The sequence below is a fragment of the Microcoleus sp. bin48.metabat.b7b8b9.023 genome (assembly GCF_013299185.1).
GTDB lineage: Bacteria > Cyanobacteriota > Cyanobacteriia > Cyanobacteriales > Microcoleaceae > Microcoleus.
Map to the genome: position 1 here is coordinate 19,632 of NZ_JAAFKG010000069.1, position 19,674 is coordinate 39,305.

16 protein-coding genes and 1 pseudogene are annotated in these 19,674 nt (G+C 43.5%); 9 read left to right on the plus strand and 8 right to left on the minus strand.

Annotated features, from left to right (window positions below):
• Window positions 1-20: 20 nt before the first annotated feature.
• From QZW82_RS28060 to crn3, 3 genes are all read left to right on the plus strand, one after another.
• Window positions 21-1,802, plus strand: a complete 1,782-nt coding sequence (locus QZW82_RS28060; RefSeq protein WP_293156222.1) for an NAD+ synthase — start codon at window positions 21-23, stop codon at window positions 1,800-1,802.
• Window positions 1,786-2,781 carry a DUF192 domain-containing protein gene (locus QZW82_RS28065; protein ID WP_293156225.1) on the plus strand — a complete coding sequence of 332 codons (996 nt, stop codon included), beginning with the start codon at window positions 1,786-1,788 and terminating at the stop codon, window positions 2,779-2,781. Before QZW82_RS28060 ends, QZW82_RS28065 begins: the two co-directional genes overlap by 17 nt.
• A gap of 170 nt (window positions 2,782-2,951) precedes the next feature.
• Entirely contained in the window at window positions 2,952-3,281 is a 330-nt protein-coding gene (crn3, locus tag QZW82_RS28070; RefSeq protein ID WP_293156227.1) for a CRISPR-associated ring nuclease Crn3/Csx3, read from the plus strand.
• A 796-nt stretch (window positions 3,282-4,077) separates the two neighbouring features.
• Here the strand turns inward: crn3 and QZW82_RS28075 are convergent.
• On the minus strand, window positions 4,078-6,477 hold the full coding sequence (locus tag QZW82_RS28075; RefSeq protein WP_293156230.1) for an ATP-binding protein: 2,400 nt from the start codon (window positions 6,475-6,477) through the stop codon (window positions 4,078-4,080).
• A 218-nt stretch (window positions 6,478-6,695) separates the two neighbouring features.
• On the opposite strand from QZW82_RS28075, the gene QZW82_RS28080 reads away from it, so the two are divergent.
• Window positions 6,696-6,953, plus strand: coding sequence for a hypothetical protein (locus tag QZW82_RS28080; RefSeq protein WP_293156235.1), 258 nt, complete (start codon window positions 6,696-6,698; stop codon window positions 6,951-6,953).
• A gap of 1,031 nt (window positions 6,954-7,984) precedes the next feature.
• Here the strand turns inward: QZW82_RS28080 and QZW82_RS28085 are convergent.
• A complete protein-coding gene (locus QZW82_RS28085; RefSeq protein WP_293156238.1) occupies window positions 7,985-9,118 on the minus strand; it encodes an adenylate/guanylate cyclase domain-containing protein in 1,134 nt (377 codons plus the stop codon).
• Window positions 9,119-9,482: 364 nt separating this feature from the next.
• Here QZW82_RS28085 and QZW82_RS28090 point away from each other — a divergent pair, with 364 nt between their 5' ends.
• Both QZW82_RS28090 and QZW82_RS28095 read left to right on the plus strand, forming a co-directional pair.
• Window positions 9,483-9,713: a hypothetical protein gene (locus QZW82_RS28090; RefSeq protein ID WP_293156241.1), complete on the plus strand. Its 231-nt coding sequence runs from the start codon at window positions 9,483-9,485 to the stop codon at window positions 9,711-9,713.
• 165 nt (window positions 9,714-9,878) lie between these two features.
• The gene (locus tag QZW82_RS28095) at window positions 9,879-10,808 is read left to right on the plus strand and encodes a phosphoribulokinase (RefSeq protein WP_293156244.1); all 930 of its coding nucleotides are present in this window, start codon (window positions 9,879-9,881) and stop codon (window positions 10,806-10,808) included.
• A 350-nt stretch (window positions 10,809-11,158) separates the two neighbouring features.
• On the opposite strand, the gene QZW82_RS28100 is transcribed toward QZW82_RS28095, so the two are convergent.
• Window positions 11,159-11,362 (minus strand): hypothetical protein, encoded by a 204-nt coding sequence (locus tag QZW82_RS28100; RefSeq protein WP_293156246.1) that lies wholly within the window; start codon window positions 11,360-11,362, stop codon window positions 11,159-11,161.
• A 110-nt stretch (window positions 11,363-11,472) separates the two neighbouring features.
• On the opposite strand from QZW82_RS28100, the gene QZW82_RS28105 reads away from it, so the two are divergent.
• Window positions 11,473-12,453, plus strand: a complete 981-nt coding sequence (locus QZW82_RS28105) for an ABC transporter ATP-binding protein (protein WP_293156249.1) — start codon at window positions 11,473-11,475, stop codon at window positions 12,451-12,453.
• 274 nt (window positions 12,454-12,727) lie between these two features.
• On the opposite strand, the gene QZW82_RS28110 is transcribed toward QZW82_RS28105, so the two are convergent.
• From QZW82_RS28110 to QZW82_RS28125, 4 genes are all read right to left on the minus strand, one after another.
• A complete protein-coding gene (locus QZW82_RS28110) occupies window positions 12,728-12,964 on the minus strand; it encodes a hypothetical protein (protein ID WP_293156254.1) in 237 nt (78 codons plus the stop codon).
• 514 nt (window positions 12,965-13,478) lie between these two features.
• Window positions 13,479-14,273, minus strand: a complete 795-nt coding sequence (locus QZW82_RS28115; RefSeq protein WP_293156257.1) for a YdcF family protein — start codon at window positions 14,271-14,273, stop codon at window positions 13,479-13,481.
• A 330-nt stretch (window positions 14,274-14,603) separates the two neighbouring features.
• Window positions 14,604-14,927: a hypothetical protein gene (locus tag QZW82_RS28120; RefSeq protein WP_293156260.1), complete on the minus strand. Its 324-nt coding sequence runs from the start codon at window positions 14,925-14,927 to the stop codon at window positions 14,604-14,606.
• An 88-nt stretch (window positions 14,928-15,015) separates the two neighbouring features.
• Window positions 15,016-16,575, minus strand: coding sequence for an AAA family ATPase (locus QZW82_RS28125; RefSeq protein WP_293156262.1), 1,560 nt, complete (start codon window positions 16,573-16,575; stop codon window positions 15,016-15,018).
• A 179-nt stretch (window positions 16,576-16,754) separates the two neighbouring features.
• On the opposite strand from QZW82_RS28125, the gene QZW82_RS28130 reads away from it, so the two are divergent.
• Together QZW82_RS28130 and QZW82_RS28135 are read left to right on the plus strand one after the other, a co-directional pair.
• Window positions 16,755-17,771 (plus strand): adenosine kinase, encoded by a 1,017-nt coding sequence (locus QZW82_RS28130; protein WP_293156265.1) that lies wholly within the window; start codon window positions 16,755-16,757, stop codon window positions 17,769-17,771.
• Window positions 17,772-18,313: 542 nt separating this feature from the next.
• Window positions 18,314-19,456, plus strand: a complete 1,143-nt coding sequence (locus tag QZW82_RS28135; RefSeq protein WP_293156268.1) for an RNA repair domain-containing protein — start codon at window positions 18,314-18,316, stop codon at window positions 19,454-19,456.
• 13 nt (window positions 19,457-19,469) lie between these two features.
• Here the strand turns inward: QZW82_RS28135 and QZW82_RS28140 are convergent.
• Window positions 19,470-19,674: pseudogene (locus tag QZW82_RS28140) on the minus strand (hypothetical protein); the annotation flags it as partial.

Here is a 19,674-nt window from a genome sequence, read left to right on the forward strand (position 1 = left end):
TATTAGGTGACTTGGTAAGTATGAAAATTGCGATCGCACAACTCAACCCTACTATTGGTGATATCTGTGGCAACTCCAACCTAATTCTGGAAGCTGCGAAAAAAGCGCAGATTGAGGGCGCAAACTTATTGCTAACACCGGAACTTTCTCTGCTGGGTTATCCGCCTCGCGATTTGTTGATGAACCCGATTTTCATTGCAATTGCCGCCGCACAGTTGCTGCAACTGGCGCAAGTTTTGCCACCGGAGTTAGCAGTCATTGTCGGCACTGCCATGCCTAATGCTGATGCTGTGAAACTAGGCGAGAAGTTATTGTTCAACAGTGCTGTTTTGTTGCAAAATGGCGCAGTGCAACAAGTTTTTCATAAACGCTTGTTGCCTACCTATGATGTATTTGATGAAGATAGATATTTTGAACCGGGACAAAACAGTAATTATTTCACTATTGGTGAACTCAAAATTGGTGTGACAATTTGTGAGGATTTGTGGAATAATGAGGAGTTTTGGGGTAAACGCAGTTACGCGGGCGATCCTATTTCCGATTTGACAAAGTTGGGCGTGGATTTAGTGGTGAATTTGTCAGCATCACCTTATTCTGTCGGGAAGCGGGGAGTGCGATCGGCGATGTTGCACCACAGTGTCATCCGTTCGGGGATACCGATTGTTTATGCTAATCAGGTAGGTGGAAATGATGATATTATTTTTGATGGCAGCAGTTTTGCGGTGAATCGTCAGGGGAATTTGATTCGGGTATTGGCTTCTTTTGAAACTGATTTTGCTGTGCTGGAATATGATGAAAACAAACAAGATTTAATTGGTGGCGGGAACGGAGAAGATTTAAGTTCCACAACAGAGTTAAGTTCCGCAACAGATTTAAGTTCCACAACAGATTTAAGTTTTGAACCGCCTTTCGGGGATGCGGAAATTTGGGCTGCTTTGGTTTTGGGAGTCCGAGATTATGTTCGCAAATGCGGTTTTTCTAAGGTTGTACTTGGTTTGAGTGGCGGGATAGATTCGGCTTTGGTGGCGGCGATCGCCAGTTGTGCGATCGGGCCCGAAAATGTGTTAGGGGTGCTGATGCCTTCTCCTTACAGTTCGGATCATTCGGTTAATGATGCTTTGGAGTTAGCTAAAAATCTCGGAATTGCGATCGAAATGTTGCCGATCGGCGATTTGATGAAAACTTACGATCGCACTCTCGGCGATTTGTTTCTCAATACCCCTTTCGGAATTGCTGAGGAAAATATCCAATCCCGCATTCGTGGCAATCTGTTGATGGCGATTTCTAATAAATTTGGACATTTGCTGCTTTCCACGGGCAATAAATCGGAAATGTCGGTGGGTTACTGCACTCTATACGGCGATATGAATGGCGGATTGGCCGTGATTTCTGATGTGCCAAAAACTCGGGTTTATTCGCTTTGTCGGTGGCTGAATTCTGCCGAATCTGTAGGGGCGGTGTCCCCGTGCCCGCCCTTGGAAAAAGAAATCATTCCAGTTAATATTATTGATAAAGCGCCGAGTGCTGAACTGAAGCCGGGGCAGGTTGACCAAGATTCTTTGCCTGCTTATGATGTTTTGGATGACATCTTGCAGCGATCGATCGAACATCACGAATCTGTCCAACAAATTATCGCGGCGGGACACGATGAAGCCGTGGTTAAGCGTGTAGTAAAATTAGTCAGGCAATCGGAGTTTAAACGGCGACAAGCAGCGCCAGGCTTGAAAATTAGCGATCGAGCTTTTGGTACCGGTTGGCGGATGCCGATCGCCAAATCTTCCTCTTTTGAAACGCATCATTAAACGCAAAATGGTTAACATCGGCGGTACTTTCGGCTTCGATTTTCTCCTGGGAACTCCCGGAAACGATACGATGAGAGGATTTGCGGGAAATGACACTATTCAAGGTTTGGCGGGGAATGACCTAATTTTTGGCGATCGCGACAATGACTCGATCGCCGGAAACGAAGGCGCCGATACCCTGTTTGGAGGTCAGGGAAGCGATACAATCTATGGAGGACAAGGTGAAGATGTGATTAATGGCGATCGGGGGAACGATTTACTAATCGGTGGCGAAGGCAAAGATATCTTGACAGGAGGCGCGGGCGATGATTTATTTGTGATTGAAAGCACCTCTGCTGCATCTACTGTCACCCAAGCCGATGTTATTACAGATTTTGGCAGCGGCAATGATAAAATTGTCTTGACAGAAGGCATAAAGTTTAGCGATTTGAATATTTCTGTTTCTGAGAACCAAACTGTGATGCAAAATAAAAATTCTGGCAACTATTTAGGAGTAGTTTCAGGAAAATTTAATTTGACTGAATCAAACTTTATCTCAATGTTTGGTGGGATGGATGTGGGTCAACTTTTGCCAGTTTCTGTGAATGCGATTGTGGGCGCTGGGGCGTTAGCGGAGCCCGCCCCTACGGGGGCTACGCCAACGCAGAGGATCGGACTGGAAGTAGCGAAAACTCCCCAAGAACAAGCAATTGGCTTAATGTTTCGCACAGAATTACCAGATGACAGGGGAATGCTTTTCCCGATCGCCCCCCCGCGCAACGTGCGCTTCTGGATGAGAAACGTGCAAATCGAGCTGGATATGATTTTTCTGCGCGAAGGGGTAGTGCAGGCGATAATTCCCAACGTACCGCCCTGTTTGAGCGACACCTGCCCCAACTACGGCCCCGATGTTCCCGTTGACGGAGTGATTGAACTCAAAGGCGGCAGGGCGGCCCAGTTGGGACTCAAAGTGGGCGATCGAATTCCAAATTTACCCTAAAAGGTATTTGACATCATGTCTGTTTAATTCCGAATTGTATGATGTTAAATTTTGTAGGGGCGGGTTCACCAACAATAATTGCCCATAATCTACAATCTCATAAACCCGCCCCCGCCCATGCTATCGAACATGATATAATTCTGTAAAAATATTCAACATTTGTGCCTCCAATGAACCCTATTGAATTAACAATAATCCCCAATCAAGCTCAAAACGGTTTAGCCTACCAACATTTACGCTTCCGAATTACAACTCAAGACGGTATTATCACACCCGAAGATTTACAAGGTTTAAAAATCCCTCAAAATGTTCAATTTAGCCAAGGAATTGTCATTGAAGGTAGAGGAGCAATTTGGCTGTACGGGTATTTAGTGCACGAATGCCATCCTGCCGCTTGGGTTGGATGTTACGATCCGCGATTAGAAGGCGCCGTGGTAGTAGCAACTCACAAACACGAAGTATCAGTTGGACAAATAATCAAATTGAACTTACCAAATTAGTAAATTAGAAAAGGTTTGATCGTTCGGACTTCAGTCCGCATCCATAGAAGGACTAAAGTCCTCACTACAAGCCTTGTGTACAGTGCTATTCGATGTTAGTAAATTAGAAAAGGTTTGATCGTTCGGACTTCAGTCCGCATCCATAGAAGGACTAAAGTCCTCACTACAAGCCTTGTGTACAGTGCTATTCGATGTTAGTAAATTGGAAAAGGTTTGATCGTTCGGACTTCAGTCCGCATCCATAGAAGGACTAAAGTCCTCACTACAAGCCTTGTGTACAGTGCTATTCGATCGCCCAAACAACATTTAATTTTAATTATCAACATTTCGGACAGTTTCAGGGCTTACGCATCAGGGGGCTAGAAACCCGGTTTCTAGGAAATTTTGCGTCTAGTAACGAGAAATATAGCAAGAAATCGAGTTTTTGAGGTCAGTCTGCGTGCAGGAATAAAAAACATTTAATTTTCATTACATAGCAACCGCCAAGACGATTAGGATGTTGTTAATTGCTGAAATCCTTGCTTTTATTGCTTCTTCCTTCTTCCTTCTTCCGACTTCCATCGGACTTCCTTATTACTTATAACGGTGTTCATAAAGATGAGGTACGTTGTTGGGCTTTAGCCCCTATACGCTTAGTGATTATATAAGCTGTCAGAAATACCTCATCTTTTTGAAAAAGGCTATATTACTTATTACTTATTACTTATTACTTATTACTTATTACTTATTACTTCGGTCAACAGTCAACAGTCAACAGTCAACAGTCAACAGTCAACAGTCAACAGTCAACTATAATTTATCCTTTCACAGGCAAAACGATCGCAAACTCAGTGCCAACTCCAGACTGGGACTTCGCCTCGATAGTGCCACCATGTTTTTCTACCACAATCTGATGGGCAATTGCCAACCCCAATCCCGTTCCTTTCCCGACAGCTTTTGTCGTGAACAAATGGTCGAATATGTGTTTTTTTACTTCTTCTGGCATCCCGGTTCCGTTATCAGCAATTTTAATTATAATATAATCTTCCCCGATTACATTAGTGCAAATCGTAATGCGGTTGGGATTGACAGCAATTTCGTGAAAAGTGCGTCCAATATTTAACTCTTCTAAGGCATCGATCGCATTGGCAAGTAAGTTCATAAAAACTTGATTTAATTGACCGGGAAAACATTCAATTTTAGGGATATTACCGTATTTAGCTATCACTTCAATCTGCGGGCGATTTTCGTTAGCTTTTAGACGGTGTTTCAAAATCAAAATAGCGCTATCAATCCCGTCGTGAATATTAAAAGGAACTTTGTAGTCTTTATCGCCTCGGGAGAATGTACGCAAACTGGTGCTGATGCTGGAAATGCGATCGCACCCGACTTCCATGGAATTAATCATCTTCGGTAAATCTTCCAAGAGATAATCGAGATCTATCTCTTCGGCATGGTTCGCAATTTCCGATTTGGGTGCATCAGAGCGATACAATTCTAAGTGTTCTATTACATCTCCGAAACTTCTTTTAGCTTCACTTAAATTGCCCGAAATAAACCCAATAGGATTGTTGATTTCGTGGGCGACTCCGGCAACTAAATTACCTAAAGCCGACATTTTCTCATTTTGTACGAGTTGCAGTTGCGTTTGCTGTAAATCTTTTAAAGTTTGTTCGAGGCGCTGATTTTGCTGTTGCAAAAGTTCCTGTGCTCGCTTACGCTCGGTGGCATCAACACCCAAACCAATAATCCCGATCCTCTCGCCATCGGATTTTTTTAACTGCACTTTTGTGACTTCTAAATAGTGCAGTTTGCCGTCCACAAACATTAGAGTTTCGTTGGAGTAATGGGGTGAATCTTGGGCAAGACAGGCTGCATCTGAAACCAGGCAATTCGCTGCATTTTCTCCGAGTATATCTTTGTAATGTTCGACAGCTAGTAAAGCGGAGAGAGACACACCGATATCTTGACAAAAAGTGTTGTTGAAAAAGTGTACTTTTCCCTGAGGATTAACCATCCAAATCCAAATCGGAGCGACATCAAGAATCGCTTGCAGCATTTGTTTTTGCTCGGCAAGCTGAACTTCTGTTCGGCTGACTTTTGTTAGCATTCGCTCTAATTTTTGGCTGTAATCCTGAGAACTTTTATATAGCAGAGCATTTGACAAACTGATGGCTGCTTGAGAACACAGGAGATTGAGATATTGCAGCCGATCGCGCGTAAAAACTCTTGCAGTTAACAGATTCTCTAGATACAAAATGCCGACTAACTTGTCTCGATCGAGAATCGGCAAACACGACAGGCTCTGCGGTTGGTATTTGAGGATGTAGGAGTCGGACTCCCAATCACATTGTTGAGGAATGCCCCGCAAAATCACAGGTTTTAACAATTCTTTAACGCAATCAACAATGTTTAGGGGCAGGATATCGCTGTTTTGATCGAGTGTTGCGGATGATAAGTCGATCGCCCGATCGACGCCCAAATTGTCGATCGCTCTTGCAGCAGCAATTTCCCATTGATTGCCGTTTTGCAAAATCAGCACTGCTTTCTCAACGCCTGTATTTCTCATCGCCAGTTGTATCAGTTTGGCAATTAGTTGCTGCAGATCTCTTTCACTAGAAAGCGCTTGACAAGCTTTTAGCAGAGTTGAAAAATTCCCAAAATCTGAGACTGTCGCCGACACAGACGGATTCATCAATGAAGGTACAGATTGATTTTGTTTGGCAGGTATCGCGAAGGTTGCTAATGAATCTGTAGCGAGTTTAGCAGGCTGCAAAATCGCTGACAACAGTTGAGGATAGCATTTTTCTAATTCATCAATTTTGGCTCGATCTCCCGAGCGCAGATAGCAATCATAGGTGTCTATCATGTAGGCTATAGCAATTTTTTCTCTTCCCAATGACAGGTAAAACTTAGCAGCGAGTTCGCAAGCAAGAGCTTCTTCATTCAAAAAATCGTTAGCTTTAGCTCCGGCAATAGCTCGATCGTAAAGTTCCATTGCTTCTGTAGTCTTCCCAAAAACGCGAAGCCATTCTGCTTCAACCAGATCTAATTTGTGCTGGTGACTGTTCGGGTTACGGTGCGCGAATTCTTTGAGGTTTTTTTGAATTACAAAAACACGTTTTAGGATTTGTTTTTGCTTTGTCGGTGCGGCATCTTCATAGACTGCTAAATGTGCCAGCGCATCGTAAAATTCGTGGATCATAGTTACTAGCATTGCAACACAACTTTCCCATAAATCTTGTTGGTATCTCCCTGTCAAACTACTTCGGATTGCGGCTGGAATATATTGCCGATCCGGCGTTTATTTGTGATAAGATTTATCCCATTTTATCTGGCAGGTTACTATAAATAAAACTTCCCAGATAGGAATCTTTCATATATTTTAAAATAACTGACCTCCTTTCGATTTCGTCGAGAATATCTGTTTGCTTGATGACTATTTCGAGCGATGCAATTAACTGTCACGCGATGCAGCTCGACGATCGCATTCTGGCACAACCGCCTCGCAGAAGTCCACAACAAATCGGTAACTGCGGGCGTAGGTTTTTATACTGCGGGCAGGAATTGCGCCCGGAATATCTAGATTTTTGGTCGTTTCGCGCCGATCGGGAAACTACAAGAGTTTGCTACAGGCGGGTTAGCGGTTTCAATCGCCCACAGCCCCGAAAGCGGTTCGATAAATCGGTGTAAAATTCGCGATCGGGCGATCTCCAGGCATTACCGCAGTCAAATGTACTGCATCTATTGTTGCATCCATATTGGCTGACCCCAAGCCAGGAATTAAGTTGAAAATAGTTAGTGTATCTATCTTAGGGCATAAACAGCGAATTTTCGAGCTTTCGATCTAAAATTCTACTGATCTGCTACGGAATAATATTTTATACTGGGACGATCGGGACTAGAGTTTGTTACTTACGTATAGCCCAATACCATTTACTTAAGAAGAATCTGACTTGCAAAAAATGTCTGTACTGCCTAGAAAATCGTCAGATAAAATTCCTAAAAAAGGGTTAAGTAAACCGTATTGACGTATAGCCTTTCTCAAAAAGATGAGGTATAACTCAATACGGTTTACTTAAGATGTCCGAAGAGAGGAACGAAGCAATCTCCGTATCTATTTTTCATAGCGGTTTACCCCCAGGGCGGTATACCAGTAAACGGTATTGAGGTATAACTGACAGCTTATATAACCACTTAAACCAAGGAGGCTCAAGCCCAACAACGTCCGCGAATCTTTCTGATAACCGCTATAGCCTTTCTCAAAAAGATGAGGTATGGCTGACAGCTTACATAACCGCTGAAATCAAGAGGGCTCTCTTCCCAACAACGTCCGCGAATCTTTCTGAAAACCGCTATATATAAGTTTCTACGGTTAATATTAAATGTCTTAAATGAACGCAAAACACTGGTATTTTGCGTAGCAATACGCCAATAGAGTGTTCCTGAAAATACTTTTTAATATTCAGTAAATCTAATATATGAGAATTGGGAATTGGGAATTGGGAATTGGGAATTGTAATTGGTAATTGTTAGCTGTTGACTGTTGACTGTTAACTGTTAACTGTTAACTGTTAACTGTTGACTGTTTAAACAATACCGATGCAACCAGAAACGATATCATTAGTCATTAATCATTAGTCCTGCTGTCATTAGTCGCTCAACTGAGAACTGAGAACTGAGAACTGACAACCGTCAACTGACAACAGTCAACAGTCAATTGACTACTTTCGCCCGAGCAACAAATAAGTCATCATTTCTCCTTTACCTTTAATTTCAACAGCACCGCGCATTTTCAAGGAAAAATAATCTTTCAAACGCTCATAAACCGCAGCAGTCACCTGAATTTCTCCCGGAATACCGTTTGATTCCATCCGGTGAGCAACATTCACTGTATCCCCCCACAAATCGTAACTAAATTTAGTTAAACCAATGACTCCCGCCACCACCCCACCAATATTTATCCCAATGCGGAGACTAAAAGTTTGATTGTGTTTGAGATTGAAGCTAGCCAGAGCAGCTTGCATATCGAGTGCCATTTGGGCGATCGCCTCTGCGTGATTTTCTTGCGGTTCCGGCAAACCGCCAACTACCATGTAAGCATCACCAATAGTTTTGATTTTCTCTAAACCGTGCTCTAACGATAACCGATCGAATTGACTAAAAATTTGATTGAGAACTTTCACCGTTTCTGCCGCACTTTTTTGAGATGCAAAATTTGTAAATCCCACCAAATCAGCGAATAAAACGCTGACATCCGAAAAGCTGTCAGCAATTATGCTTTGTCCTTCCTGCAAGCGATCGGCAATCGGTTTAGGCAAAATATTTAAGAGCAATTCTTCAATTTCTTCTTTCTGAAATTTGGTTGTTTCCAAGAGCAACCGCGTTTCAATTTCTGCCTCTTCCCGAAAAGCGATTTCCAGTTGCAACATCTGATTTTTATGCGTAAGTTGCAGTTCTAATTCCCGCAGTCGCAATTGATTTTCAACCCTAGCTAGCACTTCTACTGCTTGAAAAGGTTTAATAATGTAATCCACCCCGCCAGCATTAAAGGCTTTCACCTTATGAGAAACTTCTACCAAAGCACTCAAAAAAATAATGGGAATGCCGCGAGTGCGATCGCTAGCTTTCAAGCGACTGCAAACTTCATAGCCATCGAGACCAGGCATCATAATATCCAGCAAAATTAAGTCAGGTTGAGTCAAATCTACAGCTTCGAGTCCCCGTTGGCCACTAGATGCAAGTCGTACTTCATAGCCTTTTTTCGACAAGATTCGCTCCAGTAAACTTAAATTGTTAAGAGTGTCGTCAACAATTAAAATACTGCCCCTGAATTTTTCAAAAGATGGTTGATTCATCAGCTTGCTAGGAAGTTAGTTAAACTTAAGATCGGTTTAAATTAAAAACTTACGGACGGTGTGTCGAAACCTTTTTTTTCATAAAACTACTTGTTGCAGCAAGCGAGAAAGAGCGATCGACCCTATTTTTGATGTAGGAATGCCTCCTTGACTCAAATGTATACTAATTTGTCAGGTACAACAAAAGCTTTGCCTAAAACTTCATGTTGCGGGTAAATTCGATCGCCCTCTGTGTAGATTGATTGACTGCTAAGTTGATTGACCAGAAATAATTGGTTAAAAGCCCCAAGTCTTTGGCGTAGAAATTAAAATCAGACGATTCATTACTCCAATCCTCTGACTTCTAGGTAGAGTTCGCTGTCAATTGTCAACTGTCAACTGTCAACTGTCAACTGACTGCTTGATACCCGTTTTGAAAACAAACATATCGCACTATTCCCACCGCTGTTGCAATTTACACTACACTCATGGACTTACTGGCACAGTTGGCGGGGCTAATTTTCCCGAAATTCTTAGTATACCTGGATTTAAAAGTACGATCGACATGGCGGGCGATCGAGAAATGGGCGCGATCTTTTCGTCATATCATCCCTGAGTCTCTGGTGCGACATTTTATTAAGAAATAATACAATAATTTTACACATGGGGAAACTCGGGAAGGGAGCAAGTCAAACCATGCGATTAGCGATCGGATCGAGTACAATTTTGATAAGATTTAAGATTCAGAAAAAATTTGCTATTGTCCGTCGGGGTAACAACAATGAGCGATCGACCAATCATTCTCGGTATTGTCGGAGACAGCGCAGCAGGCAAAACCACCCTGACGCGGGGAATTGCCCAAGTATTGGGGCCAGAAAATGTCACTGTGATTTGCACAGACGACTATCATAGGTATGACAGACAGCAGCGCGCCGAAATCGGGCTCACAGCACTGCATCCCGACTGCAATTACCTCGACATCATGCAGCAGCACCTCAGCCTGCTGCGTACAGGTCAAGCAATTCTCAAACCCATATACAACCACCACTCAGGTACATTCGATCCCCCGGAATACATCAAGCCAGAAAAATTTGTAATAGTTGAAGGTTTGCTGGGTTACTCAACCCGAACTATCCGCGATTCTTACGATGTCAAAGTGTATCTTGCTCCCCCAGAAGAGTTGCGAACTCAGTGGAAAGTTAAGCGCGATATTATGAAGCGCGGTTATACTGAAGAACAGGTACTTGCAGAAATGGAAAAGCGGGAACCGGATTCAGAAAATTATATTCGCCCCCAGCGCAAATTTGCCGATGTTGTAGTTAGCTTTTACCCGCCAGAAGCCGACAAAGAATCAAATTTGAGCGTGCGTTTAGTCCTGAGACCAACAATTCCTCACCCTGATTTTACTGAGATTTTAGCTCAAGGCAGCGATAGTTTTAAACCTGCCATTCGTTTGGGACTCGATCGCGATATGGGGAAACCAGTAGATGTTTTAGAAGTAGACTCCCATGCTACCAGCGAACAAGTAAGCGAGCTGGAAAAGATTTTGTGCAACGAAATGCCCCACCTGCGGGGATTTTGCAGTGCCCAAGGCAACCAGGAAATTGGCAAACTAATCGGCACCACTGGCGAAGTTTTGCAAAGTTACCCGCTAGCTTTGACGCAGTTGCTAGTTGCATATCACATGATGAAAGCAATTCATGTTTATTAATTGATTTATAGCGGTAATCAGAAAGATGAGGTATGTAGTTGGGATGCGAGCCCTCTATATTTAGTGGTTATATAAGCTGTCAGTCATACCTCATCTTTTTGAGAAAGGCTGTATCAGTCGGAGTGTAGTGCGATCGCCTCCGCCCGTGTTCTTTCTTAGGAGTGAGTGAGGATGCTCGCACTGCTGCCAATTCTCGCGAGCGCCGACAGCACTGTTATGAATACACGCGAGCGCGGACAGCACTAACGTAAAATGTGCCAAAGAACACTCTACAAAGCGCACCTACAAATAGCAATAGTTCGCCAGTAATTTTATCTACATAATTTACTGGCGAAATTGCGGAATTTGATTTATATTATTTTTGCCATCACTGATGGCAAAGTCTGATTGACTGTAACCAATTGCTGAACTTGCGGCGATACTGGCAACTGACTTTGAGGTGCGGGAACCATTTCGCCTCGGAAGTCGAGGAGAGTGACGAGCAGCAGGTAGGCAACTGCTAGAATTACAGAAATGACGCCGGTGATAATAGCAATAATTTTTGAACGTTCCATATTCAGAAAAATTTAAGTGCAGCTAATCTTAGTTTAACATTAAATGGAGCAATTATTAAGGGACTTATGCAATAGAATATAATCAGGTGCTACTTATTTATATGACGAAAATGGAACCTGTTATAGATGCGCCAACTTCCACCCAGATGCCGGGGGCTACCCCAGTGGTGGAAACATTTGATCTGGGGAAGTTCTACCGTACTGGCTTCTGGATGAACGAAAAGATTGAATCGCTCAAAAATTGCACTCTGACTGTCTCTGAGGGGGAAACTTTCGGGCTGTTAGGGCAGAATGGAGCGGGGAAAACTACGCTGCTGAAGACTTTGCTGGGGATAGTGCGGCCGACTTCTGGCAGGGCGCTGTTGTTGGGGAAGCCTTTGGGCGATCGCACTGTGAAGCAACGAGTCGGCTATTTGCCAGAAAATCCCTATTTTTACGATTATCTCACGGGCTGGGAATTTTTGCAATTTGCGGCGGGCTTATTTCAAATCCCCCCCTCGATTCAGCGGCAGCGAATTCCGCATTTACTAGATTTAGTTGGGCTAGCTCAATCGGCGGCAATTAAAAAACAGTTGCGCCAGTATTCTAAGGGAATGCTGCAACGGATCGGCATGGCTCAAGCTTTGATTAACAATCCCGATGTAGTATTTTTGGATGAACCGATGTCTGGTTTAGATCCGATGGGGCGCTATCAGATGCGGGAGATAATTTTATCGCTGAAAAATCAAGGGAAAACGATTTTTTTTAATTCGCACGTACTCTCGGATGTGGAGAAGATTTGCGATCGGGTGGCAATTTTGGCTCGCGGTGAGTTAATCTGTGTTGGTGCGATCGATGAACTTTTGGGTAATACTAAAACTTACCGAGTTCAAGGTAAGGGTGGCCATTTGAATATTCTGCAAAAATGGATACCGGATATGGAAGTTGATAATGATTTGTGGTACGGTCATTTGCAGGGACATCCGAAGGACTTTATTGCTAATTTGAGCGTGATGGGAGGGCAGCTAATTGGGATGAATTTGGCTAAGCCTTCTTTGGAAGAGTTTTTTATTCAGCAACTGCAAGAAAGAGGGATTTATTCGAGCAGTTGAAATAGGATATAGCGGTTCTTAGAAAGATGAGGTATGTTGTTGGGCTTGGGCCCTCTTAGTGGAACTGGTTATATAAGCTGTCAGTTATACCTCATCTTTTTGATAAAGGCTATATTTGTTGAAAACGGCTACCGCCGAGGCCATATCCGATAGATGGACAGGATGAAAACTCTGCCAAGAATAACTTGTTTGTTTTTCTTGGCATCAACCGCCCGAGTCAGGTGATGTTAGACAGGCCATGCAATCGCAGTTTGACCTTAGAATCCCCGCGCTTTTACGTGCCCGGAGTATGTCCGCGACGGAACCAAGCGAATATATTAAAATCTCCCTGCATTTTCTGCAATTCTTGTTGGTGCTGCTTAGCTGTAGCATAATACCACTGGCAATAAAGCTCAAATTCTTGACGGTATTTAACTTCGTCATAAAACTCACGGACAACTTGATGTCTCTGAAAAATTTCAGCCGTTGGAGTCGGTTCTGGGACAATGTTTTGTAGCTCGTGGGGCAACATAATTGTTTGGGGGCGACTGTGGCAAATATTTGCTGTGATTACTTTAAGTTAACACATTAATTCATCGAATTTTAGATTTGGGATTTTAGAATTTATAAGATTTATAAAAAATCGTGCGTTGAGTTGGTTTATTCAGAGATTGTCGTGAGTCATGCGTCGCTGGGTAGATTTTTAGGGGCCTAAATTAAATAATTTACACTCTTGAAAGTGGGATGGGCGTCCCGCCCGTCTTCTCTGGACGGGCGGGACGCCCATCCCACAATAATCATCAAATGGTAAGTTATTTAACTCTCATTATTTTAGTCTTTTTTTGAGTACAATTGATGAATCCACACTCTACCAATATTGTTGCATTGATTGTTGCTTGATATTATAACAAAAACCGTTCGTAGTGTGGACTTTAGTCCGCAGAAATTGATGCGGACTAAAGTCCACACGTGCGTTCCTTACTTATTGCGGTCAATCGACAGGATACGATATTAGTTGAAATCCAAAATCTAAAATCCAAAATCCATTAAAGCCATCCCCGCAGGCGATATACGATTAAGCCGATGTATTCTTTGAGAGCTTTCGTAGACTGGTGTAGATAATAGGTATCCGGCAATAAGTCGAGGGCGAATGCTAGCCCGTTGCTTTGAGATGTGGCGATATCCTGCTGGGTTATCTGAAAATCTGTTGGTGCTGCAATTACTTTTATTCCCTGGCGCTGAAAAATTAAGAGGGATCGAGTCATGTGCATCGCCGATGTCACTAGCAAAACGGGCTTTTTGATGTTTTTTGCGTCTAAGATTTGCCGCACGTTGACGGCATTTTGATAGGTGTTGTGGGAATCGGGATCTTGCAAAATTGCTGATGCCGGTACGCCCATTGTTTGGGCAATTTCTGCCATATCTGCCGATTCGGGAGAGCCCCCACCTTTCCAATCTACTCTACCGCCGCTGAGCACTAACAGGGGAGCTTTGCCTTGACGGTAAAGTCGGGAAGCGTATATTATACGATCGCCCGCTTCCCCCAATTCTACCCAAGGGCGAGGTGCTAGCGCTGCTTTCACACCGCCACCCAACACGATAATCGCTTCAGCTTGAGGGAGCTCGGCGGTTGGTAAATTTTGCCATTCGAGCGATCGCACTAACGATTTTGACACCCAACCGCTACTTCCAAGCAGTAAAATAATTAGAGCCCCAGCCATTGGTGCCGCCACCCATTTGGGACGCTTCCAAAGTACGATCAAAGCCGCCATCATTAACAGGCAACTCAATCCCAAAGGATAAATAAACAGTGGCAGAAGTTTAGACAGAAATACAAACATTCAGGAAATAATTCTAATTGATCCTTAGCGATAATTTGTAATTTATAATACCGTCTCGGTTCTATTAACCCCAGTAAGATTCGTTCGTAGTCCGCTATACCCTGCGGACTAAAGTCCGCACTACAAACTTTAAGATTCGTTCGTAGTCCGCTATACCCTGCGGACTAAAGTCCGCACTACAAACTGTTGATGATTTCAACATCCGTAAGCTTGGGAGTGGCAGGGATCTGCTAACTATTTTGGTCTAAAAGTTTAATTTTTATGATTGAGTTTTGAATTTTACACTATTAAAATTAAAGCTCAAAACTCAATACTAAAAACAAATCGGTGCTAGCGACGATCCTCAGGCTCTGATAGCCAGTCAAAGAATGAAGTAGGCTCACGCCGGGAGGTTTTGTATTTATGCCCGTCTACTTCCACGACTTCTTTATTGAGGATAGCATCCGAGGTTTTCTCCTTGGAACGTGTATTCGGGTTGAGTAGTAGTTCATTGTGCCACCAAGCGACCATTAAGCCTGCTGCCACGCCGCCGAGGACACCAAGGCCAATACTCACGGGCAGACTACATCCTACTAAGCGAAACCCAACGGTAAACAACACAAACCAGATCAGCGCGGGGTTAAACCCCTTGGAGTCTCCGTTAAATTTTGCCATGAGCTGCAAGTTATTTTTGTAATAATACAGAAAGATATTGACAATATTAGCAGAGAAGTAAGATTCATCGCGGGCGATCGCAATTCAACTACTTCCCACAAATCAAATTTAATTGTACATCTAAGTCTTGTGCGGTATCTACAACGTTTAGAGAAATTTGCTCTAATTCTGTAAAAGGTTCTGCTTCTGCTTGTTGCGAGGTCAATAGTTCTGCTGTGGCGTCGGCAATATCGCCTGTGCGCTGTTGCAGTCGTTCTCGCAATACTGCCATTGGTGCGGTGCAGTAAACGATTTGCAGGGGCAAGCCGTGGGATTGAGCCAGATTCATCGCATCGGTTCTCAAGTTTTGGCGATCGAACTTAGCATCTAAAATCACATCCCAACCTCGGTCAGCCAGCATTATCCCCAACTCTAACAATCTACCATAAGTCCGCGCCGTCATCTCATCCGAGTACAAATCTTGACCACCGCGTTCATTTAAAGGAATTCCCCCTAAATGTTTGCGAACAGCATCGGATCTAATGTGAATCGCCCCAGTGTGGCGGGCCAAATATCGAGCCGCTGTACTTTTTCCAGAACCAGACAAACCAGACATCAAAGTTAACTTTCCCCGGCGCGGCTTTGTGTATTCCCAAGCCAGTTTGTAGTAATGAGCGGCAGTCTGTGAAATCTGTGCTTTTTCATTAGTAGAAACCGCTTCATCGTCCAACATTAACGAAGTTACTTTTGCTCTCACATAAGCTTGACGGCTCAAATACAGCGGCAGCACTTGCAGTCCTTCCCAATCGCCTGTTTGTTCGACGTAAGTATTGAGAAAAACATTTCCTAAATCTCTGCGCCCCCGCGATTCCAAATCCATGACTGTAAAAGCAATATCGTACATGACATCCACAAAGCGAAAAGGCTCGTTAAATTCAATGCAGTCAAACAGCAGTATTTTATCTTGCCACAATGCTATATTCCGCAAGTGCAAATCTCCGTGACACTCGCGAATTTTCTTGTTGGCAATCCGTCGCTCGAACAAGTCTTGATTTCGCTCAAAAAACGCATCAGTATAATCTTTAGTTTCCCGATATTGACTCTGAGTCTGCGGGCCGCCGATATATTTTTGGGAAATCCGGTAATTGTTATCTATTGCTGTGCGAATCTGACTGACTTCGCCAAATGTGCGAATGTAGCTATTACTAACTGCCGTGCTGTGAAACTTGGCAACTTCGCGCCCTAAGTCTGCCATAATTTGCTCAGTCAACAGTCCGTGTTCCAACAAACTAAGCAACAGCGAATCTTGAGGAAACTGCCGCATTTTAAGCGCGTATTCTACAGCAGATTTTGTCGGAGTTACATCTGGTACATTACTGCCAAATTGAAACGCATCGCCACTTTGAATAATTGGCAAAACTTCGAGATAAATTTCCGGTGCTGTGCGTCGGTTCATTTCCAATTCTTGGATGCAGAAATGCTGCCGTTTCTCCACAGTCGAATAGTCCAAAAAGCCAAAATTGACGGGTTTCTTGATTTTGTAAGCATAATCTCCTGTCAGCAGGACAAAGGAAATGTGAGTCTGAATTAGCTGCACGGGTTCTGTCACCCTGTGCGGGTAAAACCCGGGCTGCAACATCTGCTGAATCAGAGGTGGGAGAGAAGTCATATCAATTTTGGATTGTAGATTTTAGATTGAGGATTTTTAGATTTTAGATTGAGGATTAAGGATTTTTAGATTGGGGATTGGGGATTGGGGATTGAGGATTTGGATTTGGGGATGCAAGGATATTGACTTTCATCCGATTTATTATAGAGTTGATAGTTAGTGTAAACCAAAAATTAGTGATGACAGAAAACAATCCAGAATCCGGTTCCGTAGATGTGTTTGGCGTGGGCAATGCCCTTGTAGACATCCTAGCATTAGTCGAAGATGATTTTGTGGTCAAGCACGGACTGAATCGCGGCGCGATGACGCTGATGAATTCGGAAACCCAGGGGGGAATTTTGCACGATTTGGAACACAATTCGCTGCAAATGCGATCGGGGGGTTCTGCGGCAAATACGATGATTGGTTTGGCTCAGAGTGGCGGTAAAGGCTATTATTCGGGGAAGGTTGCTAAGGATACTAACGGCGAATTTTACCGCCAAGATTTGCTGGAGGCTGGGATTGATTTTAATGTGCATCCTGCTACTGAGTCGAATGGGCCCACGGGTACTTGTGTCGTGCTGACTACGCCGGATGCGGAACGCACGCTGTGTACTAATTTGGGGGTTTCTACTACTCTGGCGGCGACTGATATTGATGTCGATCGCCTGTCTCACTGCAAGTACAGTTATGTTGAGGGCTATCTTTGGGATGCTCCGGAGCCCAGAAAGGCTAGTATTGAGACGATGGAACAGTCTAAGCGTCTGGGTGTGAAGGTGGCTTTTACTTTTTCGGATGGCTTTTTGGTCGATCGATTTGCGGATGATTTTCACAAGGTGGTTTCGGAATATTGCGATGTCATTTTTTGCAACTCTGATGAAGTTCGGAGCTTTTTTAAGGAGGAATCTTTGGAAGAGTGCGCTCGCAAGATGAGCGAGATTTCGGATTTGGCTTTTATCACGAATGGGGATAAGGGCTGCATGGTAGTGGAAAACAAACAGATTGTAGATGTGGCTGGATTTCCGGTAAAGGCGATCGATACTGTGGGTGCTGGCGATGCTTTTGCAGGCGGTGTTTTGTTTGGAATTACTAATGGTTTGAGTGCTGTAAAAGCGGCTCGTTGGGGCAATTATTTGGCTTCAATGGTGGTGCAGATTCACGGCCCTCGTCTTGAGGGTTCTCAGGCTCATTTGCTGAACCAGGTGATTTCTGGTTAGTAGTTGAAAATGGCGATCGCACTTTTTGTCGTAAAGGGCGATCGCACTTTAGCACTAATCGGGTACAAATACATTAATCTACTACTTCAAAGGACAAGGAAAAGTTGCTTAAAACATTCTGTCAGAGTGAAAACAGTTTTATGGTGGAAAGTAGCGATAAAGATCTTTCCGGTGAAGCACCCTGGCAAAAGTAACTGTTTCGCCATCAAAATAAAAACCTATTCGATGAGTCGCCAATCCGAAGCTGATAGGCATTATCATCGCCTTTCAATTTTTTCAAGTTAATAATTGCCTGTAATATCAAGTCCGGTCGATTAACATAACAAAAATTGTTCGTAGTGTGGACTTTAGTCCGCAACATACTGCGGACTAAAGTCCACACTACGAACCTTCAATGGGAAATGGGAATAAGCTACCTTATCGACACCCATCGCACCCGACACGATCGCCTTTTCGTGTAGTACAATATAGTTACATTTACATTACACGTGTAACTATAACCACATCATACTATGTCACAGCCAAAGTCTCCAAAACCCAAAATGGCGACAATCCGCGAGATTTACGATCGCATTTTATGGGATAGTCGTTTAGACCATCGTGCCTTTAGCCTTGGTTTTAGCGATCGCATTTCTGGTAATATGCGAGAAAAGCCTTTGTCTGAATGGGCAGTCGATGGCGATATTCCCTGGCATCGGATTCGTTATGTGAAATGTGGGGAAACAATTGTTTGGGATCGCGATCGGCTGATAGACTTGTTTACTACTGGAGAATTACCAGTCGCCGCATGGGTTGTCGCGACGGAAAACATAGAATCGGCAAACCAGCAACAGCAAATCGATCCTCAACAATCAGATCCCACCTTGGTTAAAGACTTCCCCACTAGATATATTTACCAATACAATCGACAAAATTGGCAAGCTAGCAATTTGCCTTTAGAGTCGGTAACAATAACCAGATTAAAAATTGTCAGTTTTAACGTATTATCAGATCTCTACGAGTCAGAACTTACCGAGACAGCCCAGCGAATTCCGATAATTATAGAGCATCTGCGTCAGTGTGATGCCGATATTATCGCCCTTCAAGAAGTAACACCGCGTTTATTAGAAAAATTATTAGCCGAGGATTGGGTTCAGGCTTATCATATCTCCGAATCTCCCCAAGGCGAAACGCTGGAATGGCACGGTTTATTACTGCTATCGCGATTGCCATTTACTTTAGTAGAATATCGCTACTCGCCACGGAAGCGGGTTTTAGTAGGAAAGTGGTTGCTGAATGGCAAAACTCTCAATGTCGCCGCCGTCCATTTTACCAGCGATTACAATAAAAATTCTGAAAAAGTCAGGTCTAAGCAACTTACTATCTTGCTAGAATATCTAAATTCACAGCCGGGAGATTGCCTAATTGTTGGCGATTTTAATGCCAAAGACAACGAACCAGCAGAAATATTAACGCAAAACAATTTTATTGATATTTGGCAAACACTGCATCCCCAAGATCCGGGATACACTTTCCATCCCCAGGCTAATCCTTTGGCGGCATTAATGAGTTTAACTGGACTTGCGGGACGGTTAGATAGGATGATGTTACGGAGTCAGGATGGAGATTGGATATCTCGTCAAATAGAATTATTTGCCTGCAATCCCATACCAGATACAGAAGGAAAAATCGTATCGGCTCAATAAGTAGGGGTAGCAGTTAATCTGGCTGCCAAGACAATCCCAACGGATAAAGAGCAGATTTTTCGCGAATAATAGTGGACAGAGAGGGAATAACTCCAAGTTGAGAAATTCGGTCGCGCACATAATCAAAAAAACTGATTCCCAACTGACGTGTAGTAGCAACAAGAGACATAAAAGTATCCCATGCCTGAGTACCCTCAATAGTTTGAGTTGCATAACTA